Source organism: Sorangium sp. So ce834, assembly GCF_051521425.1.
In the GTDB taxonomy this organism is placed as follows: domain Bacteria; phylum Myxococcota_A; class Polyangia; order Polyangiales; family Polyangiaceae; genus Sorangium; species Sorangium cellulosum_D.
Window position 1 is genome coordinate 11,531,906 of sequence record NZ_CP150351.1, and the last position, 11,796, is coordinate 11,543,701.

General features: G+C 71.1%; 10 protein-coding genes. 5 read left to right on the forward strand and 5 right to left on the reverse strand.

Annotated elements, in window-relative coordinates; all coding sequences use genetic code 11:
* Nucleotides 1-156: 156 nt before the first annotated feature.
* Entirely contained in the window at nt 157-954 is a 798-nt protein-coding gene (locus tag WMF20_RS42355) for a DUF4215 domain-containing protein (RefSeq protein WP_437607368.1), read from the forward strand.
* Nucleotides 955-1,089: 135 nt separating this feature from the next.
* Here the strand turns inward: WMF20_RS42355 and WMF20_RS42360 are convergent, their stop codons facing one another.
* The 4 genes from WMF20_RS42360 to WMF20_RS42375 form a co-directional block, all read right to left on the reverse strand.
* The gene (locus WMF20_RS42360) at nt 1,090-1,347 is read right to left on the reverse strand and encodes a BolA/IbaG family iron-sulfur metabolism protein (protein ID WP_020740589.1); all 258 of its coding nucleotides are present in this window, start codon (nt 1,345-1,347) and stop codon (nt 1,090-1,092) included.
* 77 nt (nt 1,348-1,424) lie between these two features.
* Nucleotides 1,425-2,606 (reverse strand): thiolase family protein, encoded by a 1,182-nt coding sequence (locus tag WMF20_RS42365; RefSeq protein ID WP_129579568.1) that lies wholly within the window; start codon nt 2,604-2,606, stop codon nt 1,425-1,427.
* A gap of 9 nt (nt 2,607-2,615) precedes the next feature.
* On the reverse strand, nt 2,616-4,988 hold the full coding sequence (locus WMF20_RS42370; RefSeq protein WP_437607370.1) for a 3-hydroxyacyl-CoA dehydrogenase/enoyl-CoA hydratase family protein: 2,373 nt from the start codon (nt 4,986-4,988) through the stop codon (nt 2,616-2,618).
* A gap of 422 nt (nt 4,989-5,410) precedes the next feature.
* Nucleotides 5,411-5,692 (reverse strand): hypothetical protein, encoded by a 282-nt coding sequence (locus WMF20_RS42375; protein ID WP_437607371.1) that lies wholly within the window; start codon nt 5,690-5,692, stop codon nt 5,411-5,413.
* A gap of 386 nt (nt 5,693-6,078) precedes the next feature.
* Here WMF20_RS42375 and WMF20_RS42380 point away from each other — a divergent pair, with 386 nt between their 5' ends.
* From WMF20_RS42380 to WMF20_RS42395, 4 genes are all read left to right on the forward strand, one after another.
* Entirely contained in the window at nt 6,079-6,771 is a 693-nt protein-coding gene (locus WMF20_RS42380) for a hypothetical protein (protein ID WP_437607373.1), read from the forward strand.
* Nucleotides 6,768-7,904: a hypothetical protein gene (locus tag WMF20_RS42385; RefSeq protein WP_437607375.1), complete on the forward strand. Its 1,137-nt coding sequence runs from the start codon at nt 6,768-6,770 to the stop codon at nt 7,902-7,904. Before WMF20_RS42380 ends, WMF20_RS42385 begins: the two co-directional genes overlap by 4 nt.
* 446 nt (nt 7,905-8,350) lie before the next feature.
* Nucleotides 8,351-9,286 carry a hypothetical protein gene (locus WMF20_RS42390; protein ID WP_437607377.1) on the forward strand — a complete coding sequence of 312 codons (936 nt, stop codon included), beginning with the start codon at nt 8,351-8,353 and terminating at the stop codon, nt 9,284-9,286.
* A gap of 206 nt (nt 9,287-9,492) precedes the next feature.
* Nucleotides 9,493-10,554 (forward strand): hypothetical protein, encoded by a 1,062-nt coding sequence (locus WMF20_RS42395; protein WP_437607379.1) that lies wholly within the window; start codon nt 9,493-9,495, stop codon nt 10,552-10,554.
* A 158-nt stretch (nt 10,555-10,712) separates the two neighbouring features.
* Here WMF20_RS42395 and WMF20_RS42400 read toward each other — a convergent pair whose 3' ends face one another.
* Nucleotides 10,713-11,789: a hypothetical protein gene (locus tag WMF20_RS42400; protein ID WP_129579575.1), complete on the reverse strand. Its 1,077-nt coding sequence runs from the start codon at nt 11,787-11,789 to the stop codon at nt 10,713-10,715.
* Nucleotides 11,790-11,796: the final 7 nt, after the last annotated feature.

An 11,796-nucleotide genomic window follows, 5' to 3' on the forward strand; every position in this document is an offset into this window, starting at 1 on the left:
GCCGAGGTGCGCGCCGGGCGACGAGCGCGCCAGCAGCGCTAGAATTGTCCCTGGTTATCGGAGACGGGTATTCCGAGGGAGATTGCGGCGGCAGGTGCTCGGTACGGAGTCGATGGGGGCCACCGTCGCTCGCAGATCTCGCTCCTGGAGGGATAGATGCTGCTCACGAGGTGGACTGGGTCGGCCGCGGCGCTCGCGGCCGTGGCGCTCGTTGCGTGCGGGCAGGGAGGCCCGAACGACGGCAGCGGCGGCGGGGCTGGATCGGGCGGGGGCGGGTCGGGCGCCGTGTCGAGCGCGACGACGGCGGGCACCGGCGGCACCGCGAGCGCAGGCGGCGGCGACGCGGGCGCGGGCGGCGGCGGCGGCGCCGGCGACGCGGGCGGCGGGGGCGCGGGCGGCGGCGGCGGCGATGGCGACGCCGTGTGCGGCGACGGGGCGGTGGCCGGCGCCGAGGGGTGCGACGACGGCAACACCGCGGCGGGGGACGGCTGCGGCGAGGGCTGCGCCATCGAGGCCGGGTACACCTGCGCCGGCGCGCCGAGCATCTGTTCGACGATGTGCGGCGACGGCCTGCTGCGCGGCGCCGAGACCTGCGACGACGGCGACCTCGCGGGCGAGGACGGCTGCAACGGGGTCTGCGTGATCGAGGCGGGCTACAGGTGCGTCGGGGAGCCGAGCGTCTGCGGCCCGCTCTGCGGCGACGGCCTGCTCATCGGCACCGAGGCGTGCGACGACGGCAACACGGTCGGGGCGGACGGCTGCAGCCCGGATTGCGAGGTCACGCTCGGCTACACGTGCAGCGGCGAGCCCAGCAAGTGCGTCTCCGTGTGCGGTGACGGCATCCATACCGCGCGGGAGGCGTGCGACGACGGCAACACCGTCGACGGCGACGGCTGCAGCAGCACCTGCGAGGTCGAGCCCTGGTGGACGGCGGCGTCTTTGCGCCTGCGCTGATCTCCGCCTGCCGAGCGGGGCTCACCCGCACAGGAGACGGGCCCAGATCGGCGTTTTCGGCGCGCAGGCGTACTCACGTACGCCGAGCACCGAAAACGTCGAGGTGGGCCCGTCTCCTGTGCGGGTGAGCCTCGCTCAGGGCGTCCGAGTCTTCAGGCTGTCGATGGCGTGGACGGGCGCCAGGTCGCCGGCCATGAGGTGGGCGATCGCGCTGTAGACCAGCCGCTGGCTCTCCAGCATGCTCTTGCCGGCGAACACCGGTGAGGTCACGACGAGGTTGAAGTGCCCTCCGCCGCCGGTCACCTCGGCGGTGGAGCCCTCGATCTTCTCTTCGATGGCCCGCTTCAAGGCGTCGGGGATCGACCCCTGAAACGTCGTCAGGTGGGTGGGCATGGGCCCCTCTATAGGCCATCGACCCGCCGCGGGGAAGCCGGAGCGCGGCGCCGCGGCGGGCCGCGCCCCGGCCAGGATCAGGCGCTCGCGGTCGCGCGGGCCAGCTCGACAAGGCCGGCCGCGCCCATGCCGCCGCCGATGCACATCGTGACGATGGCGTACCGGCCGCCGCGCCGGCGGAGCTCGTGGAGGGCGGTCGCGGTGAGCTTCGCGCCGGTGCACCCGAGCGGGTGGCCGAGCGCGATCGCGCCGCCGTTCACGTTGAGCTTCTCCTCGGGGATCTCGAGCGTCCGCTGCACGTAGACGGCCTGCGACGCGAACGCCTCGTTGACCTCGAAGAGGTCGATGTCGGCCACCTTCAGCCCGGTCCTCGCGAGCAGCTTCCGCACCGCGGGCACCGGGCCGATCCCCATGATGGCGGGGTCGACGCCGACGGTCACGAACGACCGGAAGTACCCGAGCGGCTTCACGCCGAGCGCGTCCGCCTTCGCCTTGCTCATCACGAGCGCGGCGGCGGCGCCGTCCGACAGCGGCGAGCTGTTGCCCGCGGTGACGCTCCCCTTCACCGCGAACGACGGCTTCAGCCCCGCGAGCGCCTCGGCCGTGGTCTCCTTGCGGATCAGCTCGTCGGCGCGGAAGTCGAAGGTCACGCGCTTGCCGTTCTCGTAGCGCACGCCCTTCACGGTCACGATCTCGTCCTCGAAGCGCCCGGCCTCGCGCGCCGCCGCCGCCTTCTGGTGGCTCCTCAGCGCGAACGCGTCCTGGTCGGCGCGGCTCACCTGGAACCGGTTCGCCACGTTCTCCGCGGTGATGCCCATCGGCGTGTACACCGTCGGACAGCGCTCCATCACCTCCGGCGACGCGCTCAGCTTGTTGCCGGTCATCGGCACCATGGTCATCGACTCGACGCCGCCGGCGACGGCGATGTCGAGCGACCCCATCGCGATGCTGCCCGCCGCGATCGCGATCGCCTGGAGACCGCTCGAGCAGAAGCGGTTGATGGTGATCGCGGACGCCTCCTGCGGCAGCCCGCCGAGGAGCGAGACGGGGCGCGCGACGTTGAGCCCCTGCTCGCCCTCCGGCATGGCGCAGCCGAGGACGAGGTCCTCGACGTCCGCCGGCTTCACCTGGGGGACGCGCTTGAGCAGCGCGGCGACGACCTCGCCGGCGAGCTCGTCGGGGCGCTTCTGCGCGAGCGACCCTTTGTGGGCCCGGCCAACGGCCGAGCGGACGGCCTCTGCAATTACGACGTCGACCATGGCTTTCACCTAGTTCCGGAGGGGCTTGTTGTTCATCAGCATGTACTGCATCCGCTCAGCGCTCTTGGGCTCGCCGCACAGGCTGACGAACGCCTCGCGCTCGAGCTCGAGGATCTCCTCCTCGGTCACCTCGCGCGCCGCGCCGCCGGCGCCGCCGCAGAGCACCTCGGCGAGCTTGCGCGCGATCTTCGCGTCGTGCTCGCTGGCGTGGCCGCCGGCGACGAGCGTGTCGATCATCATCTGCAGCGTCGCGATCCCGCTCTCGCCCGGGAGCTTGTAGGCGCGCGGCACGGGCGCGTGGTACCCGGCCTCGGCCAGGCCGACGGCGCGCGCCTTCGCCTCGTGGAGCTGGCGCGCCCGGTCGAACGAGACGCCGTCGGTCTTGCGGAAGAAGCCGAGCGCCTTCGCCTCGTCCGCGCTGGTCGCGACCTTGGCGAGGGCGATGTTCTTGAAGACCTGCGTCACGAGGTCGTACGAGTTCACCGGCACGCCCTCCGGGATGCCCTCGAACGCGCGCCAGAGCATGTTGAGCGTCCCCGCGCCGCCCGGGATCAGGCCGACGCCGACCTCGACGAGCCCCGCGTAGGTCTCGGCCGCGGCCTGCACCGCGTCGCACGCGAAGCAGAGCTCGAGCCCGCCGCCCAGGGTCATCCCGTAGGGCGCGGCCACGACCGGGACGCTCGCGTACTTCAGCCGCTGCGTCGCGTCCTGGTAGCCCTTCACCATCTTGCGGATCGCCTCCCAGTCCTTGTTGCCCGCGGCCATCACCACGAGGAACAGGTTGGCGCCGACGCAGAAGTGCTCGCCCTGGTTGAAGACCACGAGCGCGCGGAAGTCCTGCTCGGCCTTCTCGGCGGCGAGCGAGAGCATCCCGATCGAGTCCGGATCGAGGCTGTTCGCCTTGGTCTTGAAGGTGACGCCGAGCACGCCGTCGCCGAGGTCCCACGCCTCGGCGCCGTCGTTGGCGAGCACGGGCTTCACGCCGCGGCGCGCGCCGGCGAGCGTGACGTTCCGCGGATCGACCTCGCGTGCGACGTACTCTCCCTTGAGCAGGTCGAACACCGCGCCGTCCTGCCGGTAGAACGAGGTCGCGCCGCGCTGCTTCATGCGGAGGATCGACTCGGGCAGCTTGATGCCGTCCTTCTGCATGCGCTCGACGGTCTCGGCGAAGCCGAGCGCGTCCCAGGTCTGGAACGGCCCGAGCTCCCAGTTGTACCCCCAGCGCATGGCGTCATCGATCGCCACGATGCTGTCGGCGATCTCGCCCACGCGGCGCGCCGTGTACGCGAGCGAGCGGGAGAGCACCTTCCAGGCGAACTGCCCTGCCTTGCCGGGGTCGTTCGCGAGCTTCTTCACGCGCGCGGCGGGGTCCTCGACCTTCTCGCACGACTTCGTGGCCTTCTTGATCGCCTCGTCGCCGCCGTGCGGGCGGTACTGGAGCTTGGCGGGGTCGAGCGTCTCGAGCCCCTCCTTGGCCTTGCGGTAGAAGCCGCCCTTCGTCTTGTCGCCGAGGAGCTTCGCCTCGATCATGCTGCGGATGTAGGCGGGCACCTTGAAGACCTCGCGGTCCTCGTCGCGCTCGAGCGCCGCGTAGCAGTTGTCGGCGACGTGGGCGAAGGTGTCGAGGCCGACGATATCGCCGGTCCTGAAGCTCGCGCTCTTCGGGTGCGCCATGGCGACGCCGGTGATGGCGTCGACGTCCTCGGGCGCGAGGCCCTCCTCGAGCATGAGGTGGATGGCGGTGAGCATCGCGTGGGTGCCGATGCGGTTGCCGACGAAGTTCGGGGTGTCCTTGCCGAAGACGATGCCCTTGCCGAGCACGTCCTCGCCGAACTTCCGCACGCGGGCGACGACGGCCGGGTCGGTGTCGGGGCCGGCGACGAGCTCGAGGAGCTTCATGTACCGGACCGGGTTGAAGAAGTGCATGACGAGGAATCGCTTGCGGAAGTCCTCGGAGCGCCCCTGCATCATCTCCTCGATGCGCAGGCCGGAGGTGTTCGACGCCGCGATCGCGTCCTTCCGCATGACCTGCTCGAGGCGGGCGAAGAGGGCGCGCTTCGGCTCCATCTTCTCGATGATCGCCTCGATAACGAGGTCGCATTGGGCGAGCTCGGCGAAGTGATCTTCGGTGTTGCCGGTGCGCACGAGGCGGGCGTGGGAGGGGTGGAAGAACGCGGCGGGCCTGGCCTTGAGGGCCTTCTCGAGCCCGCCTGCGGCGAACCGGCTCCTCGCGGCCGGGTCCTTCCGCTCGGCGTCGGTGAGGTTCGGGGGCACGATATCGAGGAGCAGGACCTCGATGCCGGCGTTCGCGAAGTGGGCGGCGATGCCGCTGCCCATGACGCCCGCGCCGATGACGCCCGCGCGGCGGATTGGTTTCGTCATGCAGATCCTCCGAGATGATGAATATGGGGCGCAAACCATTGGCGCAAAGGGCGCCGGGCGCAAGCGTATCCGGGGTGGACGGCCGCGGGGGTGAGCGAGCGAGGACGCGCGTCGTCGGCGCGGCGTTCGGTGAAGAACGGCCGGTCAGGTGGGAGGCCGCACGCTTCAGCGCGGGTGTGCGACACCGGACGACGGCAGAAATGCGGGGCGGCGCACAGGAGCGGACACGACAGCGTACTTTGGACTACCGAGACGCCATGGCTTCCATCGATTGACCGTCCCTGGTGTGGCTGACACCGGTCCGGGGCGTCTGCTGCGTGCGTGCGAGCGTGCTCAGGCGGTGGCGGGCGAGCTGGCGGGCGCGTCAGGCGGGCGCGCGGCGGGCGCTTCAGGCGGGCGCGCCGCGTTCCGTTCTCGGCGTCTCAGTGCCAGGCCTGGGCGGACTGCACTGGCCGTCCGGTGCGGTCGTGCTCGGCGAGGAGGCGCTTCGATATGTCGACGCACTCGGTGCAGGAAGCGAAGCGCGACCGGTGCAGGCACTGGAGCCATGTCGCCGTCCCTTGCGCCCCGAACTCCACCGCATCGAGGTGTTTGCCGCAGGCGACGCAGTGGATGTGCTGGTGCTCGTGCTGCTGCTGCTGGGCCGGGCGCGGCGGCGCGAGCGCCTTCCGCTCGCGCTTGGTCAGTCGCTTCTCTCGCTTCATGATCTCCTCGATGACGGGGGTGGCCGCACGGCATCGTGCCGGCGCGGAGCAAGCTAACACGCGCCGCTGGGCGAGGGGCCCGGCGGGCTCGCGCGGAGGGCGGAGGTGCGGCGGTGCCGGACGGGCCGGCGCGGCGTCCACTGCGGGCGGCGCGGTCCGCGCTGGCGCAGTGCAACTTGACAGCCGTTAGATGTTGTGCATGCGGCGACATGCGCGGAACGCTGGGCGTGGACGCCACCGACGCGAGCACGTCGAGTACATCCGCGTCGGTCGCACACGCCGGCGTGTGCGTCGGGTCGGGGCGCCCGCGGCTCTGCCTGGGGCTGCGTGATGCTCACCGCCTGCCGTGCGTTGATGCTCACCGCCTGCCGTGAGATCGTTCGCGCATGAATCGGCTCCTGAAGGCTCTGGCGATCGCTGCAGTCACCGTGATCGCCCTCGCCTGCTCGATCGTGGACCCCGGCGATCGCGAGGAGCTGAGACGGCGGATCGCGATGCTGCCGCCAGAGACGCTATCGTCCTGGGAGAAGTGGAACATGAACGTCAACGCGGTGAGGTGGCTTAAACTATACAAGGATCCCAACGATCAGGTGGGCAAGCTCCAGTGCCGGTTGAAGGCCGGCGGCACCTGGAGCGGCTGGAACGACCAGGAGCCGACGTACACCGTCGCTGAGCTGCTCGACTGTCTCCTCGACTCAGGAGATATCCCCGTGACCTACACGATGTGTGCCGACAAATTCCAAGCCGTGGGCGGCAAGGCCATGGAAAGCAAGATCTTGAACGAGCAGCAGGTTCCGGGCGTGACGAACGTCGAGTGCAGGTTCGTGTGGGACTTCCGCTATGAGCCGGAGAAGGTGCCGTCCAACCTGACGAACCCCAGATCGATCACACTCGACGACCTGATCGATTGGCTGATCTCGCTCCCGGCGCCGCCTCCGGGATTTGCTTTCCCTGAGCTCGTCCCGCTCCTCTGCCCGCTCGGCGCGGGGCCAGACTGGGGGTGCCCACCTCGGCCGACGGACCTTCCGGGCGAGCAACCCACCGACCCGACGGGCGGTGAACCAGGGGATCATTCATGACGCTCCGAACGTCGCGCGTGTGGTACCGCATGCGGCGCATCGACGTCGAGGCGGGCACGGCGAGTCACCTATTTTCGCCCCAGGACACCTTGGGTCGGAACATGGACCTCGAAACGCTGGGCAGGCTGTACGCCGAAGTATGGCACGACGACCTGCCCGAGGCGGACCGCGCATGGGCCGAGGCGCATCGCGAGAGATTCGGGAGGTGGGTCAACGATTCGCGGCCCGAGGCCATCCGCCCGAGGCTGGACGCGGGCTCTCTCCAGAGTCTCCCGGGCCGGTTCGACAAGGAGCCCGCTCCGCCGTGGCCGATGCTGCTCGAAGCCGTCAAGAGCGCATTCTTTACCTTCGTCGTGGATTTCGCGCAGACGGTCGCGGGCGAGGGCGAGGGCGCGACGGGCGATCCGGCAGCGCGCCTCCACCGGACGTCGCTCTGGCGGGCGCTGACGGCCGACGATGCCCCCGAGGTGGACCGGCCCTCGGCGCTCCGCGCCTTTCAGAGGGGGTTTCGACGCGGGCGCCGCGGGCTCCCGAGCTCCATGACGAGGCCCATCGGCCCGAGGCTGGAGCCTGCGCGGTTCTGGCCGGTGAATACGCTGCTCCATCTCCCCGGGCCGAGCGCGGCGCGCAACCGAGCCCTCTGGGACGCGTCGAGTCACTGCACGGATACCAAGGAGTATCGGGCGCTCCAGCAGGAGCTGCGCGATCTCTATGCGAGCGCCTGGCGAGACGACGTGCCGGAGGAGGACCGCGAATGGGCCGAGTCCTATCGCCACGCGTGCATGAACGAGGTCAACGGTCGCCGGCGAAGCGCCCTGGCTCAGAGCGCCTATGAAGGCTATCTCCAGAGCAGCGACGGGCTCTTCAACGGAGAGCCCGCTCGACCGTGGTCGAGCCTCACCGGCCTCGCCTCGGACCCATGGCGTGCTCTCGTGGATGCCGTCGAGGACGCGCCCGAAGGCGAGAGCGAGCTTGCGACGGCCGAGGCGGCAGCGCGCGAATTCTGGGACTCGCTCTACCGGGAGGCCCCGCCGTGGGACAGCGACCCGGCGAAGACGCACTGGCTCGCGGCCGTCCACGCCGCGCGACGCAAGGCGCTGGCCGACGATGTTCCGCCGGACAAGGGGTCATGACGCGCGCTTCACGATCTCCTCGACGGCGCGGAGGCTGAACGGCACGTGCGGGCCGCGGTCGAGCCATCACGCGTCGCTCGCGGCGGCTCCGACCGGCTGCGCGGGCGCGCGGCGGCGCCACGGTGAGGGGACGGACAGCGCGTCGACGACCGACGGCACCGCCGTGTGGGCGCGTGTGGCTTGACTTCCTTCCAGCGTTGTGCGCACCAGGCCCGGGCGGGGCGCAGCCGTGGGTCCGTTGCTTTCTGCGGAGGCGCTGGGTCTGGTCATCGCGCCTCTCGGCGCCGCTCGATCCGTCCTCTCGGCGCGCCTGAGCGCGAGCTTTGGACGAGGAGGTTGATACCTTGCGCAGGAACGTTCGTCTTGGCATCCCGCTGGGGCTCGCGCTCTTCACGCTTGCGTCGGGGGCGGCGGCCGAGCGCCCTTCCGAGACGAGCGCGCGTCTCATGGCGCAGGCGAATGCCGCGGTCGACGAGGGTCGGCTCGCCGACGCGCGCGACCTGTGGATGGCGGTGTGGAAGGTCGAGCGCTCCCAGGTGGCCGCCTGCAACCTCGGGGCGCTGTCGTACCGGCTCGGCGAGGCGCCGGCCGCGGTGCGCTGGCTGTCGCTGTGCAAGGAGCTCATGCGCGCGCCCAGGACCGCCCGCGAGCGCGAGCTCTACGAATCGCGGCTCGCCGATCTCGCGCGCGCGCGCCAGCTCGTCGGCGAGCTCCGCGTCGTCGCGCCTGCAGGGGCGGCGGTCACGATCGACGGTGAGCCTGTCGAGCTGGAGGGCGGCGCGCCCGTCCCGGTCCTGCCTGGGCGCCACGTGGTGCGGGCGTCGTCGAACGGCAGGACGGCGGTGGCGGAGGTCGAGGTCGCGCGCGGCAGGACGCGGGAGGTGACGCTCGCGTTCGCGGCGCCGTCCGGGGAGGCGAGCGCTGCGGGTGGGGCAGGCGCCGCGGGCGGAGCTGGCGCCGCGGGTGGGACTGGCGCCGCGGGCGGCCCCGGCGCGTCGCGCGAGGTGGGTGGCCTGCGGCCGCTCCCCTCGCCTCCCCAACCCGGTCCGCGGCCGGACGTGATCGTCGGCGGCGTCGGGCTGTCCGCGACGCTCGCGGCGCTCGGGGGCGTGATGATGATGGCGATGGAGAAGAAGGAAGCCGCAGGTCGCGCGGCGGCCCGCACCGCGGGCCCGAGCGGCTGTTTCCGGCTGAGCTGGCCGATGTGCCGCGACGCCGCCTCGGCCTACAGCGACATGCGCGCCTTCCGGACCGTCGGCATCGCCGCGTTCGCCGCGGGAAGCGCGGTCCTTGGGGCCACGCTCACCTATGCCCTGGTTCCGCGCGGGCAAGCCGAGCTCGAGGTGTCGACCGGGGGCCTCGCGGTGACGGGCGTCTTCTGATCGCGGCCTGCCGTCGGCGCCGCTGCGCTCCGGGCGCCGCCGCGACGGCTCCCGCGGCGGAGCGGCGGTGCTGGCGAAAACTTGCGTGACGAACGCGCACCCAGCGCGGCATAGTCCGGGGGTCGAACGACCTGGCCAACGACACCTCGGCGGATTGGGGCCGCCGGGGTGTCCGCGACTCAGCCTCGTGCCGGAGGACTGGACGCATGACGCGCGCTACCCATTACCTTATTGCATCATTTTTTCTCAGCGGTTCGAGCCTGTTCTTCGCCTGCGGTGGGCCTTACCAGGGTGCCACCTGCGAGGTCACCGACGACTGCCACTCGGAGCATCAGAACGTGCCGGGCACGATCTGCGTCGATGGGCAATGCGAGTGCTGGGAGCCTGGCAAGGTGGTCTGCTGCGCGCGCGGCGAGCGGGAGCCCGCGTGCATCCTCGAGTGTCGTTCGTGCGACGAGTGCGGTGAGGACAAGCCGGCCGAGTGCGAGGGGGTGCCCGAGCCGCCCGGGGGTTGCGAGAGCGACGCCGAGTGCCCGGGACCGCCGGACGCGCGGTGCGGCGCGGGGCGTTGCGTGGACGGCGCGTGCGTGGTCGAGATCGAGGTGGGCCCGCTGGCCTCGCAGGTGCGCGGCGACTGCAAGCAGGACGAGTGCACGAAGGACGGCCGCGTGGTCAGCGTGGCGGCGTACGACGTGTACAACGACGGGAACGAGTGCACGAACGACCTCTGCGATTTCGACACGCCGGTCAACGCGCAGCTCGCCGGCGTGCTCTGCCCGGTCTCGGGGGCGGGGCGATGCCATGAGGCGCGGTGCGTGGAATGCGTTGCGACCGATCCGACGATGCCGTGCCCGAATGGGCTGGCGTGCGATGGCTCGCTGTGCGTTCGTGATCACTGCATGAACGATCGACACGATCCGGGCCTCGGGGAGACCGATTACAACTGCGGAGGCCCGTGCAAGCCGTGCCCGATGGGGTTCGACTGCGAGACGGGAGACGACTGCCTCGAAGGGGTGTGCGACTCCGGCATTTGCCGGGCGCCGACGTGCACCGACGGCGTGAAGAACGGCACCGAGACGGGCGTCGACTGCGGCGCGCCGTGCCCGCGCTGCGCGCCCGAGGGCGGGTGCAAGACGGGCGCGGACTGCACGAGCGGCGTGTGCTGGGCCGGCGCGTGCGCGGCGCCGACGTGCACCGACGGCGTGAAGAACGGCGGCGAGCGCGGCGCCGATTGCGGCGGGGAGTGCGACGCGACGTGCGCACCGTGAGAAAACGCCACGCGTCTCCTGCCGCCAAGAATGGCACAAGCGCAGCGCCTGGAGCATGTCACGCCGAAGGTCCCGCCCGTGTACCGCCGAGCCCGCAGGCACGAAGCAACGGCTGACCGTGAAAAATTTCGGCACGAAATGCGCGCTGCGCCTCTCGATCAGGACATCAGGCCGAGGGAGGAGAGCGCGTCGGCCCAGAGCGGCCAGACCGTGCGGTACGGGTGGGTCGCCAACAGCACGCCGCCGCTCGGGAGGCGGCGAAGGGTGAACGGGGCGTGGTCGACCAGGAAGTAGACGTGCTCGCCCGTCATCTCGACGTACCACAGAGGTGGCCCTTTGAGGCTCTCGGGGAGCTGCTCGCCGCGCGCCTTCGCCTGCACCGTCAGGTTGTGGATCTCCTCGGCGCGCGGCTCCGCGGCGCGCCACGCCTCGTCGGGCACATCCGCAGCGGCCACGAGCGCCTCGATCAGGGCGGAGCCCGGCAGGGCCAGCGACTTGAGGACGGTCTCGCGGGAGAGCGGGATCGTGCGCCCGCTCTTGTCCGTCGGAACCACGCGCGCCCCGACCGGCGCGGCATCGACGCGCGCGTGGAGCGCCTCCATCGATAGGCCCGCGATCCGCGAGACGCTTTCGCCGTCGTGGAGGCTGACCCACGACAGGGCGAGATCACGCGCGATGTCACGGGCGTTCGCGTGGTACGTCGCGCACATCGAGACGGGCGCGAGCCAGGTCCACGCGGTCGTGCATCCGCCGGTTGAGACGCGCCCACTCGCGTCCGGCGCGCAGAGGCGGAGCAGGAAGTCCTCGATGTCGCCCACGACGTTGTGCCATGCGAGCACGGCCTCGGCCCCGACCGAGGACGGGCCGCTGCCCAAGTCGAGGATCATGTACATGCGGGCGAACTCCTCGATTCGGTCGGGGTGCAGGTGGAGCGGTCCCCACCCGTTGGAGCGCTCGCTCCTGTCGGTGAAGCAGCGAAGCCTGCAAGGAACGGACCGTCCGGAGCTCAGCGTAGGAAAGACGAAGACGTCGGCATCGGCAGGCCCGAAATGGGCGCGGATCGTCGCGACCGCCTCGTCGAGGGAGGTCGTGCTGAACTGCGGGCCAGGGCGCATGCGCCCGTCGAAGCGGATGTATTGGGGTGGGTTCTCGACGAGCGTTGGCAGCGCCGCGCCCAGCGCGTCGACCCTCGCTGCCTCGTCGCACCAGGCGAAGAAGTACGGTCCTGCTGTCATCGCTGGA

Bases quoted from the DNA above. Each gene is read 5' to 3' on its own strand.
- WMF20_RS42380 (WP_437607373.1), top strand. From the start codon at position 6,079: ATGAATCGGCTCCTGAAGGCTCTGGCGATCGCTGCAGTCACCGTGATC.
- WMF20_RS42360 (WP_020740589.1), bottom strand. From the start codon at position 1,347: ATGCCCACCCACCTGACGACGTTTCAGGGGTCGATCCCCGACGCCTTG.
- WMF20_RS42400 (WP_129579575.1), bottom strand. From the start codon at position 11,789: ATGACAGCAGGACCGTACTTCTTCGCCTGGTGCGACGAGGCAGCGAGG.
- WMF20_RS42390 (WP_437607377.1), top strand. From the start codon at position 8,351: ATGGCGCAGGCGAATGCCGCGGTCGACGAGGGTCGGCTCGCCGACGCG.
- WMF20_RS42385 (WP_437607375.1), top strand. From the start codon at position 6,768: ATGACGCTCCGAACGTCGCGCGTGTGGTACCGCATGCGGCGCATCGAC.
- WMF20_RS42375 (WP_437607371.1), bottom strand. From the start codon at position 5,692: ATGAAGCGAGAGAAGCGACTGACCAAGCGCGAGCGGAAGGCGCTCGCG.
- WMF20_RS42365 (WP_129579568.1), bottom strand. From the start codon at position 2,606: ATGGTCGACGTCGTAATTGCAGAGGCCGTCCGCTCGGCCGTTGGCCGG.
- WMF20_RS42395 (WP_437607379.1), top strand. From the start codon at position 9,493: ATGACGCGCGCTACCCATTACCTTATTGCATCATTTTTTCTCAGCGGT.
- WMF20_RS42355 (WP_437607368.1), top strand. From the start codon at position 157: ATGCTGCTCACGAGGTGGACTGGGTCGGCCGCGGCGCTCGCGGCCGTG.
- WMF20_RS42370 (WP_437607370.1), bottom strand. From the start codon at position 4,988: ATGACGAAACCAATCCGCCGCGCGGGCGTCATCGGCGCGGGCGTCATG.